The sequence below is a fragment of the Helicobacter apodemus genome (assembly GCF_000765745.2).
GTDB lineage: Bacteria > Campylobacterota > Campylobacteria > Campylobacterales > Helicobacteraceae > Helicobacter_D > Helicobacter_D apodemus.
On record NZ_JRPC02000002.1, the window covers coordinates 37198 to 56427 of the forward strand.

Annotated in this window: 23 protein-coding genes; 17 read left to right on the forward strand and 6 right to left on the reverse strand. The window is 33.0% G+C overall.

Features of this window, described 5'->3' with window-relative positions; translation table 11 throughout:
- Positions 1-11 precede the first annotated feature (11 nt).
- From LS72_RS00965 to ruvX, 3 genes are read left to right on the forward strand one after another with little or no spacing between them, the layout of a single operon-like run.
- On the forward strand, positions 12-2147 hold the full coding sequence (locus tag LS72_RS00965) for a WD40 repeat domain-containing protein (RefSeq protein WP_034552987.1): 2136 nt from the start codon (positions 12-14) through the stop codon (positions 2145-2147).
- The gene (locus LS72_RS00970; protein WP_034552989.1) at positions 2144-2908 is read left to right on the forward strand and encodes a DNA-processing protein DprA; all 765 of its coding nucleotides are present in this window, start codon (positions 2144-2146) and stop codon (positions 2906-2908) included. Before LS72_RS00965 ends, LS72_RS00970 begins: the two co-directional genes overlap by 4 nt.
- Complete coding sequence (ruvX, locus tag LS72_RS00975) at positions 2905-3300, forward strand: Holliday junction resolvase RuvX (RefSeq protein ID WP_138154885.1); 396 nt, start codon at positions 2905-2907, stop codon at positions 3298-3300. The genes LS72_RS00970 and ruvX overlap by 4 nt, the downstream gene beginning before the upstream one ends.
- On the opposite strand, the gene LS72_RS00980 is transcribed toward ruvX, so the two are convergent.
- The gene (locus tag LS72_RS00980; protein WP_034553455.1) at positions 3283-4680 is read right to left on the reverse strand and encodes a chemotaxis protein CheX; all 1398 of its coding nucleotides are present in this window, start codon (positions 4678-4680) and stop codon (positions 3283-3285) included. The two genes, ruvX and LS72_RS00980, sit on opposite strands and share 18 nt — an antisense overlap.
- A gap of 26 nt (positions 4681-4706) precedes the next feature.
- On the reverse strand, positions 4707-5600 hold the full coding sequence (locus tag LS72_RS00985) for an OmpA family protein (RefSeq protein WP_238700652.1): 894 nt from the start codon (positions 5598-5600) through the stop codon (positions 4707-4709).
- 193 nt (positions 5601-5793) lie between these two features.
- On the opposite strand from LS72_RS00985, the gene LS72_RS00990 reads away from it, so the two are divergent.
- The 5 genes from LS72_RS00990 (at position 5794) to LS72_RS01010 (ending at position 10437) form a co-directional block, all read left to right on the forward strand.
- Positions 5794-6552, forward strand: coding sequence for an NAD+ synthase (locus LS72_RS00990; protein ID WP_194145518.1), 759 nt, complete (start codon positions 5794-5796; stop codon positions 6550-6552).
- 9 nt (positions 6553-6561) lie between these two features.
- On the forward strand, positions 6562-7692 hold the full coding sequence (locus LS72_RS00995; RefSeq protein ID WP_034553449.1) for a DegT/DnrJ/EryC1/StrS family aminotransferase: 1131 nt from the start codon (positions 6562-6564) through the stop codon (positions 7690-7692).
- The gene (locus LS72_RS01000; protein WP_034553448.1) at positions 7689-8594 is read left to right on the forward strand and encodes a tetraacyldisaccharide 4'-kinase; all 906 of its coding nucleotides are present in this window, start codon (positions 7689-7691) and stop codon (positions 8592-8594) included. The genes LS72_RS00995 and LS72_RS01000 overlap by 4 nt, the downstream gene beginning before the upstream one ends.
- A 110-nt stretch (positions 8595-8704) precedes the next feature.
- Positions 8705-9097, forward strand: coding sequence for a hypothetical protein (locus LS72_RS01005; protein ID WP_034553463.1), 393 nt, complete (start codon positions 8705-8707; stop codon positions 9095-9097).
- Positions 9098-9153: 56 nt separating this feature from the next.
- A complete protein-coding gene (locus tag LS72_RS01010) occupies positions 9154-10437 on the forward strand; it encodes an adenosylmethionine--8-amino-7-oxononanoate transaminase (RefSeq protein WP_034553447.1) in 1284 nt (427 codons plus the stop codon).
- On the opposite strand, the gene leuB is transcribed toward LS72_RS01010, so the two are convergent.
- The 3 genes from leuB to LS72_RS01025 are packed head-to-tail and all read right to left on the reverse strand — an operon-like array spanning position 10434 to position 12222.
- Positions 10434-11501, reverse strand: coding sequence for a 3-isopropylmalate dehydrogenase (leuB, locus tag LS72_RS01015; RefSeq protein ID WP_034553446.1), 1068 nt, complete (start codon positions 11499-11501; stop codon positions 10434-10436). The genes LS72_RS01010 and leuB overlap by 4 nt on opposite strands.
- A gap of 3 nt (positions 11502-11504) precedes the next feature.
- Positions 11505-11990 (reverse strand): 3-isopropylmalate dehydratase small subunit, encoded by a 486-nt coding sequence (locus LS72_RS01020; protein WP_034553445.1) that lies wholly within the window; start codon positions 11988-11990, stop codon positions 11505-11507.
- A 58-nt stretch (positions 11991-12048) separates the two neighbouring features.
- On the reverse strand, positions 12049-12222 hold the full coding sequence (locus tag LS72_RS01025) for a hypothetical protein (protein WP_238700653.1): 174 nt from the start codon (positions 12220-12222) through the stop codon (positions 12049-12051).
- A 126-nt stretch (positions 12223-12348) separates the two neighbouring features.
- On the opposite strand from LS72_RS01025, the gene LS72_RS11255 reads away from it, so the two are divergent.
- From LS72_RS11255 to hisF, 9 genes are all read left to right on the forward strand, one after another.
- Positions 12349-12750 carry a winged helix-turn-helix domain-containing protein gene (locus LS72_RS11255; RefSeq protein ID WP_052087258.1) on the forward strand — a complete coding sequence of 134 codons (402 nt, stop codon included), beginning with the start codon at positions 12349-12351 and terminating at the stop codon, positions 12748-12750.
- Positions 12734-12880 carry a TOBE domain-containing protein gene (locus LS72_RS11260; RefSeq protein ID WP_084590137.1) on the forward strand — a complete coding sequence of 49 codons (147 nt, stop codon included), beginning with the start codon at positions 12734-12736 and terminating at the stop codon, positions 12878-12880. The genes LS72_RS11255 and LS72_RS11260 overlap by 17 nt, the downstream gene beginning before the upstream one ends.
- 78 nt (positions 12881-12958) lie before the next feature.
- Positions 12959-13150: a TOBE domain-containing protein gene (locus LS72_RS11265; protein WP_194145517.1), complete on the forward strand. Its 192-nt coding sequence runs from the start codon at positions 12959-12961 to the stop codon at positions 13148-13150.
- Positions 13151-13159: 9 nt separating this feature from the next.
- On the forward strand, positions 13160-13915 hold the full coding sequence (gene modA / locus LS72_RS01045; protein WP_034553444.1) for a molybdate ABC transporter substrate-binding protein: 756 nt from the start codon (positions 13160-13162) through the stop codon (positions 13913-13915).
- On the forward strand, positions 13908-14300 hold the full coding sequence (locus LS72_RS01050) for a hypothetical protein (RefSeq protein ID WP_052087256.1): 393 nt from the start codon (positions 13908-13910) through the stop codon (positions 14298-14300). The genes modA and LS72_RS01050 overlap by 8 nt, the downstream gene beginning before the upstream one ends.
- A 17-nt stretch (positions 14301-14317) precedes the next feature.
- Positions 14318-14989, forward strand: coding sequence for a molybdate ABC transporter permease subunit (modB, locus tag LS72_RS01055; protein ID WP_034553443.1), 672 nt, complete (start codon positions 14318-14320; stop codon positions 14987-14989).
- On the forward strand, positions 14986-15852 hold the full coding sequence (locus tag LS72_RS01060) for an ABC transporter ATP-binding protein (protein WP_034553441.1): 867 nt from the start codon (positions 14986-14988) through the stop codon (positions 15850-15852). Before modB ends, LS72_RS01060 begins: the two co-directional genes overlap by 4 nt.
- Before the next feature lie 173 nt (positions 15853-16025).
- Complete coding sequence (locus tag LS72_RS01065; RefSeq protein WP_034553440.1) at positions 16026-17612, forward strand: class I SAM-dependent methyltransferase; 1587 nt, start codon at positions 16026-16028, stop codon at positions 17610-17612.
- Complete coding sequence (hisF, locus tag LS72_RS01070; RefSeq protein ID WP_034553438.1) at positions 17612-18400, forward strand: imidazole glycerol phosphate synthase subunit HisF; 789 nt, start codon at positions 17612-17614, stop codon at positions 18398-18400. The genes LS72_RS01065 and hisF overlap by 1 nt, the downstream gene beginning before the upstream one ends.
- On the opposite strand, the gene LS72_RS01075 is transcribed toward hisF, so the two are convergent.
- On the reverse strand, positions 18390-19187 hold the full coding sequence (locus LS72_RS01075) for a pyridoxine 5'-phosphate synthase (RefSeq protein ID WP_034553437.1): 798 nt from the start codon (positions 19185-19187) through the stop codon (positions 18390-18392). The genes hisF and LS72_RS01075 overlap by 11 nt on opposite strands.
- Positions 19188-19230: the final 43 nt, after the last annotated feature.

Below are 19230 nucleotides of genomic sequence, written 5' to 3' on the forward strand. Positions count from 1 at the left end.
GGAATATTTTAATGATAAAACTAAAAGAAACTCATCAATTAACGGGTAGTATTCTTACGATAGAGCAGACAGGCAATTCTACCTTTTGTGTTGATAATACTTTTTTTATTACACAAATTAATGAGGACTTAAAGGTTGAAAAAACCCTTTGTTTTGCCAAAGACGCACAATCTTTTCATCGTTATTCCCACGCTTGTGGAATTTCTCGAGACTTTTATTTTTGTATTCCTATTAATGAAAATCATAAATCTTTTATTTTAGAATATGAAAATGAGAAAATAAAACATATAGCAACACTTGATGATCATGATGGAGATATAGAGACTTGCAAGTTTTCTGATAATGGCGAGTTTTTTGCTACAGGTGGGCAAGATGGTAGAGTATTTATTTATGATGGTAAGAGTTTTTTACCTATTGCTTCGCTTATGCCACGTTCAGATTATATTTCTGTGATTTCTTTCTCACATAATAATGAATTTATGGCTATTAGTGGGTATGATAAATTTACTTTAATCTTTGACTTTTTGCGTCATAAAGTTGCTTTTAATCTTCAAATGCCAGATGTTGTAGAAGCTTCTTGTTTCTTTGAAAAAAGTGAGAAATTATTATTAATATGTCGTAATGGAGATAGTATTATTTTTAGTCTTAAAGAAGGAAAAATACTCTCATCAAAAACCCCTTTTGCCTTTTGGCCTACAAGCATTGCCATAGATGAAGAAGAAAATTATGCACTCATTGGGACGCGTTCTGATACTTTATATGTGCTTTCTTTAAAAAACAATAGCAAAGTGATAGAAATTAAAAATGAACGTCCCGGTATTGCTTCCTTGAAGTTTTCTAATGGATTTTTATATATCGGCTGTGTTGATGGGGGATTATTGATTGTCGATTATAATGAGGGCAAGGAAGAGTTAAAAGAAAGTATTGATAGGAAAGCTTATAAAGGTGCTAGAGAAATCATTGATAAAAATATTTTTTTAAGCATTCATCCTTTAATGACTGCTTTTGATGAAGCTTGGCCAGAAATTTTAGATGAAGCCATTAATTTATTAAATCAAGATAAAGTAGATCAAGCCGTAGAGCTTGTGGAGCCTTTTGTGGTGGATGAAAGTAAAAAAAGCGACTTTGACTTTTATCTAGCTCAAAAAGATGGAGTGAAAGATTTTTTAGAGCATATTGATAATAAAAATTACAAAAAAGCTTATGAGATGTTAAAAACAGCTAAGTTTTTGGTTAAAACTAAAGCCTATGAAAAGCTTGAAAATATTTGGAATAAAGCTTTTTTTGAAGCAAAAAAGCTCCTTATTGAAAATGCACAATTAAATGAAAGATTAGCAAAACAGCATTTGCAACCCTTTGAATCTACTCCTAAAAAAGAGTTAATAGCCCAACTTTTACATAATGCTGACGCTTTTGTTAAAGCTGATAATTACATTAAAAGTCGTAACTTTAAAGAGTATTTTTCATTAACTTTTAAGTTTTCTTTCCTAAGAGAAACAGATTTATACAAGAAGGTATTATTACTAGGAGAGAAAATGTTTGATAATGCCGTTGATTTAGAAAAGAAACTACAGTATGATGAAGCTAAAAAGATTGCTGAAACTTTGCTGGTATTCCCTAATTTAAAACGTTTTGCTCAAGAAAAAATTGTTCTAATTCAACAAAAAGAAAGCTTTTTATTGGCCATTGAAAACAGAGAGATTAAAAAAGTCTATTCTATGGTTAATGATAATGAACAATTGCGTTCTATGAAGCAATTTAAAGAATTCACTAAAATTTTCTTGACTGTTTATGAGGCTGCTAGAGTTTATGCTTATGAAGGTAATGCAAAACAAGTAATGATAACTTTAGGGGAGTATATGGAGATTCCTTATTGGACAGATAAGATTGCTTCTTTAATGAAGATTGCCTATTTACAACAAATCAGCGATGCCACCTATGAAGCCGATGTTAATTGGGATATTACTATAAGACGTTATTATGATCGTTTTGGTAAGAGTATCGAGCTTATTAAGCTTTTAGAAGGTAAGCCTATGGAGGGATTTTTAGATAAATTTGAAGAAGAGGGGAATAGTGATGGTTACCGCTATCACCATTTTGTAGAAGATATTGTTATTTATATTATTCAAAAAGAACAAGATTATTGAAAGAACTATTTGATGTTCCCTTAGAACTTCAGCATTTAAATTTGCAAAAAATTTACTATGTGGGTAACTTATCCTTGCTTAATAAGCGTAAAGTTACAATACTTGGATCAAGGAATCCAAATATTTATGCACAGCATTTTACACAAGAAATTGCCAAAAAAATTTCCTATTATGGGATAGTTATTGTAAGTGGTGGGGCATTGGGTATAGATATTATCGCTCATTCTTTTTCTTTACCGCTAACTATTATGATTGCACCAAGTTCTTTAGATATTATCTATCCTAAGACGAACTCCCAAATCATCCAAAGGATGTATAAAGAATCTTTGGTTTTAAGCCAATTTTCACCTTCTTATCATCCTAAACCTTATTCTTTTTTAGAACGTAATAAACTGGTAGTGAGTTTAGGGGAATGCATAATACTTCCACAAGCAAATTTAAAAAGTGGTTCAATGCAGAGTGTTAAATATGCACTTTCTCTAAAGAAAAAAATCTATGTTATCCCCCACCGCTTAGGTGAAAGTGAAGGAACCCAATACCTTGCTAAAGAGGGTTTAGCAGAGATTATTTGGAATATTGATGAATTTTTGGAGAAACTTTTTGGCAAGAGAGTGAATAATCAGTCTAAAGATGAGGTTTTAGAGTTTTGTAAGCATAATCCATTTTTTGATGAAGCCTTGTTGAAATTTGGTGCTAAAATTTTTGAATACGAATTAGAGGGTAAAATAAGGAGAAATAATGGTAGGATTGAAGTAGTATGAAAAATATTTTAGCTATTGATGTAGGACTTAAACGCATAGGTTTAGCAAAATATGTGCAAAATATCCCTTTACCCATTACTCCAATTTTAAGAAAAAATCGGAATCAAGCTGCAAAGGCTTTACAAGATTTTGTGATAAGCAATAAGATTGATATTCTTGTGGTTGGGATTCCCAAAGAGAGTAATTCTGATATGGAAATGAGAATCAAACATTTTATAGGATTATTAAATCTCCCACAAGAAATTGAAATTTGCTTTATAGACGAATCTTTTAGTTCAGTAGAAGCATTAGAGAAAGCAAGAGGAAACAAGAGATTTAAAAGCAAAGATGGAAAGTTAGATAGCCTTGCTGCCCTAATGATTTTAGAACGTTATTTAATAGGTAAGGAATAAATTTAAAGGTTTATCATTAAGGGATAGATTAATTTGTATGCCTTGTTTATCTGCAAGTAAGTTAGCCATTTCTTCCTCGCTAGCGTAAGATTTTGGTAAAGATATACCAATAGAGATATTGTGTTCTGCTAGAATTGCTTTAGAGCGTCCAGCTATGATATTAGCAAATTCTGAAATTACATCCAAAAGCTCTTCATTACTTTGAGATTCTTCTCCAAATAACATAGTAGAAGCCTCTTTTACAATTTCAACACCAAAACATAAAGCAAGGGTTCCACTTATATCCCCTTCAAAGCTAATAGTTGCACCCATAATATTTTTTTCACCTGTTTGTGTATAGGTTTTTATTTTGTAATCTAATCTTTTAACTTCTCCACCTGTGAGTGAAGAGAGTGTTTCAAGGCTTGCGTTGATAAAAATAGGAAGTTGTGCCATTAAATGTTTAGTTAGTCCTTTTTTCTTTTGTTCAGCTATTTGGTATTGTTTGGCTAATTCTTGAATCTTTGGATTTTTTTTGCATTCTTCCACAGAATCAAAGAAAGATATTTGAGCACGTTTATAAGAATCGAGTTTATCCTTATCGGTAAAACAAATCTTTAACCCACAAATTGCAATATGGGCATCAAACTTTTTACCATTAAGGGCTAAGGACATAATAAAATCTAAGAGTGTATTATCAAAATTAAGTGTTTCGCTCGCATCAAAAATGAAAACTTTATAACCCTCTTTAAGCCTTGCATTATGACGTTGGGTATTAAAAGATAAGGCAATATTTTTATCTACTTTTTTGTAGAGTGTATAAGTTACTATTCCATTATTGATTGAAATAGGAATAAAGTTAGCTGCAACATCAAAATAGACATCATAGAGATAGAAAGCCTTATCTGAAAATTCCTTTTTCTTTTCTGAAAACTCTTGTGGAGTATTTATAGAGAGAACTTCATAGCCTTTAGCTTTTAATTCTTGAGAGACTAAAGTTTGAATCATTCCATCTGTTTCATAGTAGATGATTGTTTGATTGAGTGAGGGCATTTTTAGTCCCAATAATAAGTCTGCCATAGATCTTGTTTTAAAAAGTGGAAGACTTTTATTGGGTAATAGAGATTTTAATTTGATATATTGTTTGGAGTTGTAGCCGATAAAGGCTACTGCAATGCTAATCTTATTTTGCATAGCAAGCAATGCTTTTGCTACCAACATAAGAGAGCTTTCATCAAAAGTTTGAATGTTTTCAAGAGAAAAATAAATAGCTTTTAATGAAAGACTACGAATGGTAGCACTACTGGAGACTAAAACTTCGCAAATTTGCTTGGCTTGTTTCATTTCTAGTTCTATATCAGGGATATAGATAGCGACATTATTATCTATTATTGGTTTCATATTAAATCTTAATTTCTAATTTAAAGTTAATGATAAACTTCTGCTTCAACTCTTCTATTTTGTTGCCTACCTTCTCTAGTCTCATTAGTAGCAATTGGATTGTCTTCCCCATGCCCTTTTGCATCTAATCTTTCAGCAGAAATACCTTGCTCTACAATTTTATCTTTGACTGCTTTAGCTCTTCTTTCAGAAAGTTTTTGGTTATACTCTTTACTACCAAGATTATCGGTATATCCATTAATGATAGCATTTTTATCGGGGTTTTCCCTCATATAATTTACGAAATCCATAATTTCTGCATTATAGTGAGGGGAAATTTCTGAAGAATCAAAAGGGAATTGCATAGAAAAGGTATGTATATGCGATAAAGTAGGTGCTTGTATGATTGGCTGTTCTATTACTACTTCTTCTTCTTCAATTATTACTTCTTCTTGTTGTGCGAAAGTTCCAAATGGAATACTAAAGCCTAACATTGCTACGATATCGCTTCTACCATCAAAGTTTATTAAATGTCTAAACTCTGTTTTTAAGTGTAAATAGTCAAAAGTTTCCCATCTTAATCCTGCACCATATTGACCAAAAGGAGCACTATCTAGACTTTGCTTTGTGCTAGATAAATCTTCATAGCCGATACCACCTAGGACATAAGGAGATATATTTTGCCACGATTCAAACTCTTTCACAACATTTAAATAGTAGCGGTTGATTGATGTATCGTTATTTGGAATGCTATATTTTGCGTTTTTAATATTATCATAGCCAACTTCTAAAAGTGCAGTTGGTGCTACTCTTCCAGCAAATTTAATGCCATAGGTAAGGTCAATATCATTTTTGTATCTTTGATTATCAACATGCCAACTTCCACCAATTTGCGGTATAACCTCTAATAGATTATTTGCCGCAAATAGCGAACCACACAATACTAATGATAACGGAACTATTTTGTTTAACATATACTTACTCCTTGTCTTTAAAATTATTACAGAATTTAAGATTAAAACTACAATTTTTTGATTGCTAGGTATTGTAGCATAAAAATGTTAGTAATTAAACATTTTTTAGATACAATTTACTTAAGCCTTGCAAGGAAGTCTTAACATTTTTGGGATATTTATTATGAAAGATTATGTTGGTATTGTTGAAAAGCTAATAGATTTTTTAAAAAGACAATCAAAAAAGAAAGGTTTTCAATCTGCAGTATTTGGATTAAGTGGAGGGATTGATTCTGCAGTGGTGGCTATTTTATGCCAAAAAGCTTTTTTTGAACATTCCCATGCTCTTTTAATGCCCTCTATACAATCCTCTAAACAAAGTCTTGAGGATGCTTTAATGTTGTGTAAGCTTTTTAATATTTCTTATACGATTTTGCCTTTAGAAAAAATGCAGCAGGGATTCTTAGTGACTTTAGGAGGATTGAGCGATAATCCTTTAAGAATGGGTAATTTATGCGCTAGATTGCGTATGATTTGTCTTTATGATTATGCTTTTACCCACCACTCACTAGTTATTGGAACCAGCAATAAAAGCGAGAGAATGCTAGGGTATGGGACAATCTTTGGGGATTTAGCTTGTGGAGTAAATCCTATTGGGAATCTTTATAAAACAGACATTTATGAAATCGCAAAGGTTTTAGAAATACCACAGAAGATTTTAGATAAAGCCCCAAGTGCAGACCTTTATGAAGGACAGAGTGATGAAAAGGAGCTTGGCTTTTCTTATGAGGTTTTAGATAGGATTATGATATTTTTAGAAAGTGGTTATTCTCAAGAAGAAATACTTGATGAAGGCTTATCAAAAGAGGCTTTGGAGTTAGTTTTAAATAGGATGCAGGCAATGGAATTTAAACGCAAAATGCCAGAGTTAGCTTTGTAGAGGTAAATGATGAAAAAAATTCCTTATTTTATTCCTGATATTACGGAAGTTGAAAAGAAAGCTATTGCTAAAGTGCTTGAAAATCCTAGCCATAATATCGTTTATGAGTTTGAAGAAGAATTTAAAAAATATATTGGAGTAAAATATGCTATTTCTGCCCTTAGTGGTTCGGCAGCTTTTCATCTTTGCCTTTTTGCTATGGATATAAAACGGGGTGATAAGATTATCTGTTCGGTTAATTGCCACCCTATGTTTCCAGAGATGATAAGGCATTTTGATGCTGAACCTATTTTTGTGGATATATATGAAGATACTTTTGAAATATCTTTTGACAAAGCCCGAGAGATTATCGAAAAAAATGCGAGCAAAAAATTACGTGCTATTGTCATAAGCCATATTGCAGGACAAGTTTGTGAAATGGAGTGTTTTTATCAATTAGCCCAAAAATATAATATTAAAGTTATAGAAGATGCTACAATGGCATTAGGACTAACCTATAATGGAATAAAAATAGGGAACCATAAAAGCTATGCGACAATTTTTAGTATTGTTTTAGATTCATTTAATCCTGTCGCCCAAGCGGGAGTTTTAACAACAGGCGATGAGGAATTAGCTAAGGCTGCTATTTTGTTGCGTTACCATGGAATTGTAAGTGAGAGGGTTACTAGTATGCGTCCTCAATATTTGTATGATGTAGTAGGAATTGGGAATAAATACAATATTAGCTATCTTGATACTGCTCTTTGTATGGGTCAGTTGCAAAGGATAGATTTTATAATAAAAAGACGACAAGAAATTGCTAAGTATTATATACAAAGTCTTAAAAATGCCCCGCATCTCTCTATGCCCGTAGTTAAAAGAGAGCATATTTTCTTGCATTTTATTATCAAAATTGACAAAAATCGGGATCATTTTGCAAAAGAATTAAAAGATTGTGGAATTGAAACAGCTTTGCATTTTGTGCCTTTACATTTATTAACTTATTATAAGAGCAAATATGGATTGAGGATTAATGATTTTCCTATTTCTTTAAAGAATTATCAACAAATTTTGAGTTTGCCTATTTATAGTGCAATGAGTGGAAAAGATGTGGATTATGTATGTAGGCAAGTAATAAGACTTGCAAATGGTCGTGTATGAGAGGTATTGAGCGTTATTTTTATGCTCCAAGCCTTTGGCAGAAGGCATTAGCAATAGTGCTTTTGCCTATTAGTGCATTGTATTGTGTTATAGCAACCCTTAAAAGAGTATTTTCAAGGTATGAGGATTTTGGAATCCCGATTATCAGTGTGGGGAATCTTGTTATAGGTGGAAGTGGAAAAAGCCCTTTTATACTTGAAGTTGCTAGAGAGTATTCTAAGGTTTGTATTATTTTACGAGGATATGGACGCAAAAGTAAGGGGCTTAAAGTGGTGAGTGTAAATGGGGAGATATTTGAAGATTCTACAAATGTAGGGGATGAAGCTATTATGATGGCTAAGGCTTTGAAAAATGCTTCAGTCATAGTTTGTGAAAATAGAAAAAAAGGAATTTTAGAGGCTAAGAAAAGGGGAGTAAGCATTATTTTTTTAGATGATGGATTCCGATTTAATTTTAAAAAATTAAATATTTTGCTTCAACCCAAGCTAGAACCTTACTTTGATTTTTGTATCCCAAGTGGAGGATATAGAGAAAGAAAGAGTGCTTATAAAAAGGCAGATATTTTAATAAAAGAGGGGATAGATTATAAAAGAGAAGTAAAGCTTGTAAATCCTACTAAAAGAATGCTACTTTTAACCGCTATTGCTAATCCTTCACGGCTAGATGAATATTTGCCAGATGTTGTTGGCAAAATTACATTAAAAGATCATTCTTATTTTGATAAAGCAAAGATTTTAGAAGAATATGCAAGGCTTAAAGCTACTTCTTTGTTAGTAACACAAAAGGATGTTCCAAAGTTAGAAACTTTTGGGTTGCCACTTTCTGTTTTGCAGCTAGAAATAGTAATAATCCCAGAGGTTAAGCAAAGCATTAGAGAATATATTGCAAAGGCTTTATCTTGAAACAAATTTGGCGATATCTTCATATTTTCTTGATAAAAGGATTTTATAATTTTATGCATAAAGATAGAGGGAGATATTCCAAAATCTTAAATAAATATAAGGAGTTTAAAATGAAACTTAAAAAAATACTTGGGGCTTTAAGCTTGGTAACCTTATTTTCAGGTGCAATGATGGCTGATAATGATTTTGATGTATATGGACAAATTTCAGCTGTGGATTCTATTAATAAAACTATTACTTTAGCAAGCCCGGGGGGCGGACAATTAGTCATTCAAGTTTTGCCCTATACAAAGATTAAAGGTGATGATTGTGGTGCTTTTGGGAATGATATTTATGGGACTTTTAAAGATTTAACAATGGGTAAGTTTATAAAGGCTGAAGTTGTGCATTATGGTGCTTATCCACCAGCACAAAATCCAGGAACCCAATCTCCAAATACAACAAATAACACACATTATACTGCTAAAGAGATTGAATGGGAATGTCGTCGCAAAGCCTACTAAAGAAGGCATTTAAAGTGATTTTATAAAATCACTTTAAAGTTTTTATAAAAATATCCATGAATATTTTTTTAAAAGATTTAGATTTATCCTATATTTGGCATCCTTGTACACAGATGTATGATCATAAAGAAAATATCCCCTTAATTCCCATTAAAAGAGCAGAAGGTATGGTTTTGTATGATTTTGAGGATAGGGGATATTTGGATTGTATTTCAAGTTGGTGGGTGAATCTTTTTGGGCATTGCAATGCTTATATTAACCAAAAACTTAAAGAGCAAGTAGAGAGTTTAGAGCATATCATTTTTGCAGGTTTTACCCATAAGCCTATTATTGATTTATCCAAGCGTTTAATGGACATTTTAGATTCTAAATTTTCTAAATGTTTTTATGCAGATAATGGCTCTAGTGCGGTTGAAATAGCCTTAAAAATGGCATTTCACGCAAATATGCTAAAAAAAGAAAAAAAGACGAAATTTTTATGCCTACACAATGCTTATCACGGAGAAACAATGGGTGCTTTAAGTGTTGGAGATTTAGGGATTTATAAGGAAGTCTATGAGCCTATTTTATTGCAGAGTTTAAGGGTTAAAGCTCCTTATGGAAACGATTATGAGGAATCTTTAGAAGATTTAGAGAGATTGTTAAAATCCCATAAAGGAGAAATTGCCGCTTTTATTTTAGAGCCACTCATACAATGTGCGGGCAATATGAATATATATGATAAAGCTTTTGTCAAAGAGGCTACCAAACTCGTGCAAAGTTATGGAATCTATGTTATTTTTGATGAAATTGCGGTAGGATTTGGGAGAAGCGGAAGTATGTTTGCTTATCAGCAATGTGGAGTTGTGCCGGATTTTTTATGTTTAAGTAAGGGCATTACGGGTGGGTATTTACCCTTATCTGTTGTGGTTACACACCAAGAAATTTATAATCTTTTTTACGCACCCTATTATGAAAATAAAGCTTTTTTGCATTCCCACTCTTACACAGGTAATGCTCTAGCGTGTGCTTGTGCTAATGCGGTTTTAGATATTTTTGAACAAAATAATATCTTAGAATCTAATAAGATTCTATCAAAGTTTATTTGGGAGAAAATGCAGGTCTTAAAGACCTTTGCGTGTGTGAAGAATCTACGATATTGTGGAATGGTATTTGCCTTTGATTTGGTAGGATTTGAAGGTGTAAGGAAAGGTTTAGAGGTTTTTAATGCTGGGCTAAAAAAGGGTTTGTTACTCCGTCCTTTAGGTAATACGATTTATTTAATGCCTCCTTATATTATTACACAAGAACAAGTAGTGTATATTATAAAATCCCTCCAAGAGATTTTAGGGGAGTTTTAATCAAGGATTTTTTGTGCGATAATGCTTCCTAGCTCTTGTGTGTTACAAATCTTTTTAGCCCCAAAACTCGCGATGTCTTTTGTGCGATAACCCTCTTTAAGAGTGGCCTGTATAGCATAATCCACACAATCTGCTGCTTTTTCTTGTTGGAGGGAATAACGCAACATCATACTAGCACTAGCAATGGTCGCAATAGGGTTTGCAATGCCTAAGCCCGCAATATCTGGTGCAGATCCGTGTATGGGTTCATAAATCGCACTCTTTCCCCCAATAGAAGCAGAGGGTAAAAGCCCAATAGAGCCACTTATCATACTCGCTTCATCACTTAAAATATCGCCAAATAGGTTTTCTGTTAAGATAACATCAAAGGCTCTGGGGTCTTTAATTAATTGCATTGCCGCATTATCCACATACATATGGCTTAGATGGACTTCTGGGTATTCTTGTGCGACTTCATTGACAACCTCCCGCCATAGTTGTGAAACATCTAAAACATTTGCTTTATCCACAGAGCAAAGCTTTTTATTGCGTTTTTGTGCAGCTTCAAAGGCGATATGGGCTATCCTTTTAATCTCATCAACACTATAAACCATTGTATTATAGGCTCTATTTTTTTCTCTACCCTTAGGGGTGCCAAAATAGATTCCCCCAATTAATTCACGCACCACTAAAATATCTACACCCTTGATAATTTCTTTTTTAAGCGGACTAGATTCTAAAAGTTCATCATAAACTTTAGTAGGACGAAAATTTGCAAAAACTTCTAGGGATTTTCTAAGTCGTAATAATCCACTCTCTGGACGCAACTCTCTTGGTAGGTTGTCCCATTTATCCCCTCCAATAGCACCAAAGAGTATGGCATCTGCTCCCAAACAACCCTCAATAGTTTCATCAGGGAGAGGATTTTTAGTTAAATCATAAGCAATGCCCCCCATTAAGTAATTTTCAAAAGTGAGAGTAAAACTAAATTTTTTAGCAACAACTTCTAAGACTTTGATGGCTTCATTGATAATTTCAGGACCAATCCCATCACCCTTAATAACCGCTATTTTATAATTTTTCATTATTTAATCCCTTTTTTGGTTTTTTGCATAAGGGATAAGACCTCCACTCTTTAGGAGTTCTAACATAAAAGGTGGGATAGGCGTAAAGGTATATTGTGTTTTTTGGGTAAGGTTTTTGATGATTCCATCTTGTAAATTAATCTCTAAGCTATCCCCCTCATTAATAGAATCCACTTCTTTAATCTCTAAAATAGGCAAACCTGTATTAAAGGCATTGCGATAAAAAATCCTTGCATAACTCTTAGCGATAACTGCACTAATACCCGCAGCCTTTATGGCTACAGGGGCGTGTTCTCTGCTAGAACCACAGCCAAAATTTTCTCCTCCTACAATAATATCTCCTTTATTAATCTCTTTAATAAAACCTGATCTTGTGTCCTCCATAAGATGAGAGGCTAGAATAGACTCATCACTAGTATTTAAGTATCTTGCTGCGATAATGAGATCTGTATCAATATTATCGCCAAATTTCCAGACTTTTCCTTGCATATTTTCTCCTTAATCTCCTTGGTAAATAAGTAGTTTTTCCCCATCCCAAAACCAATCTTTAACTATAAAGGAATTTTTTACAAGATTGTGGAACTTTTAGAAAACACACCCTTTGGGGTTCTATTTCTTTAGAATGTAAAATGTATTCTATGCTTAAAGTTAAGTTTTCTAAGCTAGAAATCTTTACATCTTCTGCTAAAATTTGTTGAGTCTCTTGTGATAAGATTGTCATAAAATATCCTTATTTGGATTATACTGCTAATTATAGCACTATTTGCGGAGTTTTTATCTTGACAAATCGATATATATTTAAATATAATTTGCTCCTAATCCTCAAAAATAAGGGGTTTTATTAGTTATGGAAATTCAAGGCAGAATCTGGATTAAAGAAAAAGGAAAAAATTTCTTAGGATATGGTAAGGTTGAATTGTTGGAGAGGATAGCAAAAAGCGGTTCCATTTCAAAAGCGGCAAAAGAAATGCGAATGAGTTATAAAGCAGCTTGGGATTGTGTTGATGCGATGAATAAACTCTCTAAAGAGCCTTTAGTTCTTACTATTAAAGGTGGTAAAAATGGTGGTGGGGCTAAAATTACACAAAAAGGGCGAGAGATGATTGAAGTCTTCCACCAAATGAGGGAGTTTCACGAGCAATTATTAGGATTTTTGGAGAGGAATTTTTATGCTTGGGAAGAGTTTTTAGAGCAAAGGGATAAAATCTTAAGTCTTATTCAAAGGAGTAGTAATGAAAACGAGTGCTAGGAATCAGCTTTATGGTGAGATTGTTTCCATTAAAGAAGGTCAAGTCAATGCAGAGGTTATTTTAAAGTTGAAAGAAAACACAATGATTGTTAGTGCTATCACTTTACATTCTTTAAAAGAGCTTGGTTGAAAAGTTGGAATGCAATGCTATGTACTGATTAAATCTAATTGGGTTGTAGTTTTTAAAGAAGAGTCTAAGCAGTTATCTTTGCGAAATATCTTAGTAGGGGTGGTAAAGTCTATAAAAGGAGGCAGTGTTAATGCTGAAATAGAAATTGATAGTAATGGGGTGCCTTTATGTGCTCTTATTACAGAAGAATCAAGAGAGAATCTAGATTTGGAAGTTGGGGAGAAAGTTTGGTTTGGATTTAAGGCAAATAATGTGATTTTAGGAATTTAAGGAGAGAAAATGTGGAAGTTTTTTAGCAAAATAGTTTTAGTAGGGATATTAGTTTTTAATGGTGCTTATGCGGAGGAAATTAGAGTTTTAGGTGCAGCGTCTTTAAAATATGTTTTAGAATCTATCAAAGAGGATTTTTTAAAGTCTAGAAAAGGGGATAAAATTGATATATCTTATCTCTCAAGCGGTAAGGCTTATGCGCAAATTAAAAATGGTGCTCCTGTGCATTTATTTGTTTCTGCAGATGTTAGTTATCCCGCAAAGCTATATGAGGATAAATTAGCTTCACAAAAAGAGGAAATTTATGCTAAAGGCAAACTCGTATTATGGAGTAATGATAAGGATTTTAAAATCACAAAGTTTGAAGATATTTTAAACCAAAAAATTACCCATATTGCTATCCCTAATCCCAAATTAGCTCCTTATGGTAGGGCAAGCATAGAAGCACTAGAGGCTACAAAAATGCTTGGGAGTGTGGAGGGCAAATTTGTAACTGGAGAGAGTATCGGGGCTGCTACTACTTATGTGGAATCTAAAAACGCTGAAGTAGGATTTACTGCTTTATCTATGCTAGGTGATAATGGAATTAATACTAATACTATGAGTTTTGTAGCCATTGATGAGAATCTTTATAAGCCTATCAATCAAGCCCTTATTGTCCCTAAATTTGGTGAAAATTCTAAACTTGCTTTGGAGTTTAAAAATTATATTTTAAGTGAAGAGGCAAAAAAGAGATTCTTAGAATTTGGGTATAGTGTTGAATAAAATTTTTGGGGTATTAAAGGCTTTTGTTTCACAAGGAGGAATTTCGCGATTAGAAGTAGAAGCTGAAGAATTTGTTTTTTTTGTTTTGCTTTTAGAAGATTGCACTTCTTTAAAAAATTATTTAAATAAAGATATTTGCATAGGTTTTAAAGAAAGTAATGTTGTAGTTGCTAGTAGAATAGAAGGGGTTAGTAATACTTTTGAGGCAAAGATTCTCTCTTTTGAAAATGATCATTTATTTATGCGTTTATCCTTAGAATGTAAAGCTGCAGAAAATGGTGATATTAAGGTATTAAGCTCTTATGAATGTGGAAAGAATCTTATAAGGAGCGAAAAGGTATTTTGGCATATCTTAGAGAGTGAAATTATGGTTTTGGCAAGATAATAGAGTTTAAGAATATGATGGAGTTTAGTAGTTTTTTATCCACGATGTTTTTGACTTTTAAAGTCGCTACTATTACTACATTTTTACTTTTAATCTTTGCTATTCCTTTAGCGTATTTTTTAGCATTTTCTCAAAGTAAGATAACCTCTGTTTTAGAAGCAATAGTCTCTATGCCTTTAGTGCTTCCCCCAAGTGTGCTAGGGTTTTATCTATTACTTGCCTTTAGCCCACAAAATGCCTTTGGTGGTTTTTTATTAGAACATTTTAATCTTAAACTAGTTTTTAGTTTTGAAGGGTTGATTTTAGCCTCTGTAATTTTTAGCCTACCTTTTATGGTTAATCCCATTCAAGCGGGTTTTGCAAGTTTGCCAAAATCACTTTTTGAAGCAGCATTGACTTTAGGAAAAAGTCGTTTAAGCATACTCTTAAGGGTGTTATTGCCTAATATTTCGCATTCTATTTGGATGGGGGTAGTCATAGCTTTTGCCCATACTATCGGGGAATTTGGTGTGGTGATGATGATAGGGGGGAATATACAAGGTCAAACTAGGGTTGCTAGTATTGCTATTTATGATGAGGTAGAATCCCTTAATTATGCTTTAGCTAATCAATACGCCTTAACGCTTTTTATCATAACTTTTTGTATTTTGCTCCTTACTTTTTATCTCAAGAAAAGAAAATCTTTATGATAACCCTAAAAATCCAAAAGAAACTGCATAGCACAGAGGGAAATCTATCTTTAGAAATAGATACGCAATTAGAGGAAAATCAACTCATTACCTTTTTTGGCAAAAGTGGTGCAGGAAAAACTACGATTTTAAGGATTTTAGCTGGTCTTGTCAATCCTGATTGTGGATTTATTGAAGTGGGTGGAAAGGTGTGGTTTGATTCTAAGATTAATATTCCTCCACAAAGGAGAGAAATAGGTTTTGTTTTTCAAGATTATGCACTCTTTCCTAATATGAGTGTAGAGGAGAATCTTTATTTTGCTCTGCCTAAGGGGGAGGATAAAAGGATTGTTGAAACTCTTTTAGAAATGGTAGAGTTGGGCACTTTAAGGAAAGTCAAGCCTAATGCTTTAAGTGGAGGACAGCAACAACGGGTAGCTTTAGCTAGAGCTTTAGTGAGAAAGCCTAAAGTTCTACTTTTGGATGAGCCTTTCTCCGCTTTAGATTTAGTAACTGCACAGAATCTTCAAACAGAGCTTTTGGGGATTCATCGGCATTTTGGATTAAGCACTTTTTTAGTTAGCCATAACTTTAGTGAAGTATTTTCTCTCTCTAATTATGTCTTGTATCTAAGTAATGGAAGAGTTGATAAAGAAGGTCCTCCCGAGCAGGTTTTTTTAAATGAGATTCCTAGTGGCAAGTTTTTACAAAATGGTGTGGTATTAGACATAGTGGAGAGCGGTTTAGTTTTTGTTATCTCTGTGTTAGCAGGGAATAATATTGTAAAAATTACAGTATCTAGTGAGGAGATTGAGGGGTTAAAAATTGGGGATTTGGTAATGTTAAGCTCTAAAGCGTGGAATCCTGTTTTGGTGAAACTTTAATAAGTTTTAAATGTGAGATTTATAGATGAATAACAAAATAAAATTATTTAAAGGAATGATGTTTAAGTAAAGCATAATAAGTAAAGAATAAATAGACGTATTATTTAAGGAAATATTAAAAAATAGCAAACTAAAGTTATTGTATAATAAAGCAAAAATTTAAGGACTAAGTAATGCAAAATTGGAATGAAGGTTACTTTTCAGATTTTTCTTATACTAAAGGTTATTATAGTGCTATAAATCCACTGCTAATGAATTTTCATCTAGCTTTAGCAGGTATTAAAAGTAATACCATAGATGAGAGGGCAGAGGATATATCCCCCCCTCCAGAGTTTAATTACTTAGAACTTGGTTTTGGTATGGGGATTAGTGTTAATATTCACGCTGCTACGAGCAGGGGATGTTATAGTGCCGTAGATTTTAATCCTGAGCATATGGCTTATGCAAATACCTATGCTAAATCAGATAATATTACTTTGTATAATGAAAGTTTCAAAGAGTGTTTGGCTAGATTAGAGAAAGAAAAAATAACCTTTGATTATATTTGCTTTCACGGGATTTTTTCTTGGATTTCTAAGGAAAACAGAGATATTATTTTAGAGATTGTTTATAAGTTTCTAAAAGTTGGTGGGGTTGTTTATAATAGCTATAATTGCTTCCCCCAACAAGTTTTTGCTCTCTCTATTAAAGAGATTTTATCATTACACCACCAATTAAACCGTAGTATTGATGTCAATGCTAGTGATCGTCTTTTAAGGAGTATAGAGTTTCTTTCTAAATTTACAAAGATTAATCCGCTTTTTATGAGAAATCCTGATGTTAGTAATTTTATATCAAGAATTTCAGATATGAAAAATTCAGACATTACTTATCTAGCACACGAATATTTAAATGCAGAATGGAATGTCTTTTATTTTTATGAGATTGCTAAAATGATGGAGAATGTGAAATGTTCTTATGTTGTGAATACAGATCCCTTAGATCATTTAGATGGTTGTAATTTAAGCGAGGAGGCAAGAGAGTTTCTAAGCGGCATAGCCGATCCTATCTTTAGAGAGCAGCTTAAGGATTATTGTGTCAATCGTAATTTTAGAGGTGATATTTTTGTCAAAGGAATATATAGGTTTGGGCAAAATGTTTCTATGCAAAGAATTTTAAATACAAGGTTTGTTTTAATAACGCCTATAACAGCTTTTAAGAGTGATATGGATGTAGTGCTTGGGACTTTGTCTTTAGATAAAGATTTATATAAAAGAGTTTTAGAATATCTGCAATCCCAATCTTATAGACCAAAGTCTAGTTCAGAGATTATGCAAGAGTGTGATATGGATTTTTCAAGTTTAGTGACATCAGTGCTAGTTTTAATTAAGCAAGGTATGCTTTTCCCTACACAAAACATAGATGAAACAATCAAGAATCGTGCAAGAGCCTATAATGAGATTTTATTTAACCAACAACTTCACGATGAAACAAATGTTTATGTAGCTGCTCCTCTTATTAATTCTTGCATTGGGGTGGGCATTATAGAGCAATTGATTATGAAAACCTATATAGAAAATGTTAAAGACAAGGATAAGGATAAAGATAAACATAAGCTTGCATTAAAAACCTTTGAACTCTTTAAGAAGTATGGTAAGAAAGTTGTAGAAAATGGCGTTGTTATTGAGAAAGATTCGGAAAATATCAAAAAAATTGAAGCAGTAGTCAAAGAGTTTATGGAAAAACTTCCCCTTTACCAAGTCTTAGGAATTTTAGATTGATGTTTTCGCCCTTGACAAAACGCATTATACCTTGTTTGGATATTAAAGAAGGACGTGTAGTCAAGGGGGTAAATTTCTTAGGATTGCAAGATGCAGGAGATCCTGTAGAGGTAGCTAAAGGTTATAATGATGAGGGGGCTGATGAAATTGTTTTTTTAGATATTACCGCTACTAGTGATAATCGTAACATTACACTTGAGATAGTAAAAGCAGTTGCTAAAGAAATATTTATTCCCTTAAGTGTTGGTGGCGGAATCCGAAATTTAGAGGATATGTATAATCTTTTGAATGTGGGCTGTGATAAGGTAAGTTTAAATTCTTCTGCTCTTGCTAATCCTGATTTAATCACGCAAGGTGCAAAGAGATTTGGCTCTCAATGTATAATAGTAGCCATTGATGTAAAAAGAAATGCAAGTAACCCCGCAAAACTAGAGGTTTATACACACGGAGGACGAAAAAATACAGAGATTGGTTTATTGCAATGGGTAAAAGAAGTTTATAATCGCGGTGCTGGAGAGATTTTGCTAACAAGTATGGATTGTGATGGGACAAAGAGTGGTTATGATTTAGAGGTTTTGAGGGAAGTTTCTAGCCTTGTAGATATACCCCTTATTGCAAGTGGTGGTGCAGGGAGTAAGGAGCATATCCTTGAGGCTTTTAGAAATGGTGCAGATGCTACTTTGGCGGCTTCTATTTTTCATTACCAAGAAATAAGCATTATAGAGTTAAAGGAATTTTTGAGAGATGAAGGAATTCCTGTGCGTTTTCCCTCTATAGTTAGTCTTTAGCCTCTTTATTTTGCATTAAGGTAAGCATATCTTTAATGGCTTGTTCTAATCCACTAAAAATAGCTCTAGCAATAATACTTTGTCCGATATTTAATTCAAAGATTTCTGGGATTTTTAGAATAGGTTTTAGATTATGATAGTTTAAGCCGTGTCCTGCAGCGACTTCTAATCCTAACCATTTAGCTTCTTTTGCGGCATTTTGTAAGTCTTGGATAGATTTTTCATAAAGCTCTTTTAAAGATGCTCTTGGAATCTCTAAACTTTTGAGGCTATGCTGGGTTCTAGGGAGGTTTGAAAAAAGCATTAAATGCAAATTCGCATAAGTGCCTGTGTGTAGTTCTATCATCTCTGCTCTAACTTCTTTAGCAGCACAAATTTGTGCAATATCAGTATCGATAAAAAGTGAAACTTCGGTGCCAATGCAATGAAAAGCTTGTATGATTTCTTGGATTCTTTGGAGGTTTGCTTGAATATCTAATCCCCCCTCTGTTGTTATTTCCTCTCTATTTTCAGGGACTAAGGTTATCCTTTGGGGTTTAAGATTTAAGAGAGATTCTATAATTTGGGGATTAATAGAGCATTCAATATTAACAGGTAAAAAAGAAGATTGTAGAATATTTTGAATATCTAAATCGTGAATATGCCGTCTATCTTCGCGTAAATGTATCGTGATTTGGTGTGCCCCTGCTCTTTTAGCGATGAAAATGGCCTCTAAAGGATCGGGGTCATTAATAGCTCTTGCTTCACGCAAAGTTGCTATATGATCAATATTTACTCCAAGTAGCATACTTTTCCTTTTTGGTAGATTTGTGTAAGATTTTAACTAAAAT

Coding starts and splice junctions, on each gene's coding strand:
- LS72_RS01060 (WP_034553441.1), top strand. CDS start 14,986: ATGATAACCCTAAAAATCCAAAAGAAACTGCATAGCACAGAGGGAAAT.
- LS72_RS01065 (WP_034553440.1), top strand. CDS start 16,026: ATGCAAAATTGGAATGAAGGTTACTTTTCAGATTTTTCTTATACTAAA.
- LS72_RS00965 (WP_034552987.1), top strand. CDS start 12: ATGATAAAACTAAAAGAAACTCATCAATTAACGGGTAGTATTCTTACG.
- LS72_RS00995 (WP_034553449.1), top strand. CDS start 6,562: ATGAAAAAAATTCCTTATTTTATTCCTGATATTACGGAAGTTGAAAAG.
- leuB (WP_034553446.1), bottom strand. CDS start 11,501: ATGAAAAATTATAAAATAGCGGTTATTAAGGGTGATGGGATTGGTCCT.
- LS72_RS11255 (WP_052087258.1), top strand. CDS start 12,349: ATGGAAATTCAAGGCAGAATCTGGATTAAAGAAAAAGGAAAAAATTTC.
- LS72_RS01000 (WP_034553448.1), top strand. CDS start 7,689: ATGAGAGGTATTGAGCGTTATTTTTATGCTCCAAGCCTTTGGCAGAAG.
- LS72_RS01075 (WP_034553437.1), bottom strand. CDS start 19,187: ATGCTACTTGGAGTAAATATTGATCATATAGCAACTTTGCGTGAAGCA.
- LS72_RS01010 (WP_034553447.1), top strand. CDS start 9,154: ATGAATATTTTTTTAAAAGATTTAGATTTATCCTATATTTGGCATCCT.
- ruvX (WP_138154885.1), top strand. CDS start 2,905: ATGAAAAATATTTTAGCTATTGATGTAGGACTTAAACGCATAGGTTTA.
- modB (WP_034553443.1), top strand. CDS start 14,318: ATGGAGTTTAGTAGTTTTTTATCCACGATGTTTTTGACTTTTAAAGTC.
- LS72_RS01005 (WP_034553463.1), top strand. CDS start 8,705: ATGAAACTTAAAAAAATACTTGGGGCTTTAAGCTTGGTAACCTTATTT.
- LS72_RS01020 (WP_034553445.1), bottom strand. CDS start 11,990: ATGCAAGGAAAAGTCTGGAAATTTGGCGATAATATTGATACAGATCTC.
- LS72_RS01025 (WP_238700653.1), bottom strand. CDS start 12,222: ATGACAATCTTATCACAAGAGACTCAACAAATTTTAGCAGAAGATGTA.
- modA (WP_034553444.1), top strand. CDS start 13,160: ATGTGGAAGTTTTTTAGCAAAATAGTTTTAGTAGGGATATTAGTTTTT.
- LS72_RS11260 (WP_084590137.1), top strand. CDS start 12,734: ATGAAAACGAGTGCTAGGAATCAGCTTTATGGTGAGATTGTTTCCATT.
- hisF (WP_034553438.1), top strand. CDS start 17,612: ATGTTTTCGCCCTTGACAAAACGCATTATACCTTGTTTGGATATTAAA.
- LS72_RS00980 (WP_034553455.1), bottom strand. CDS start 4,680: ATGAAACCAATAATAGATAATAATGTCGCTATCTATATCCCTGATATA.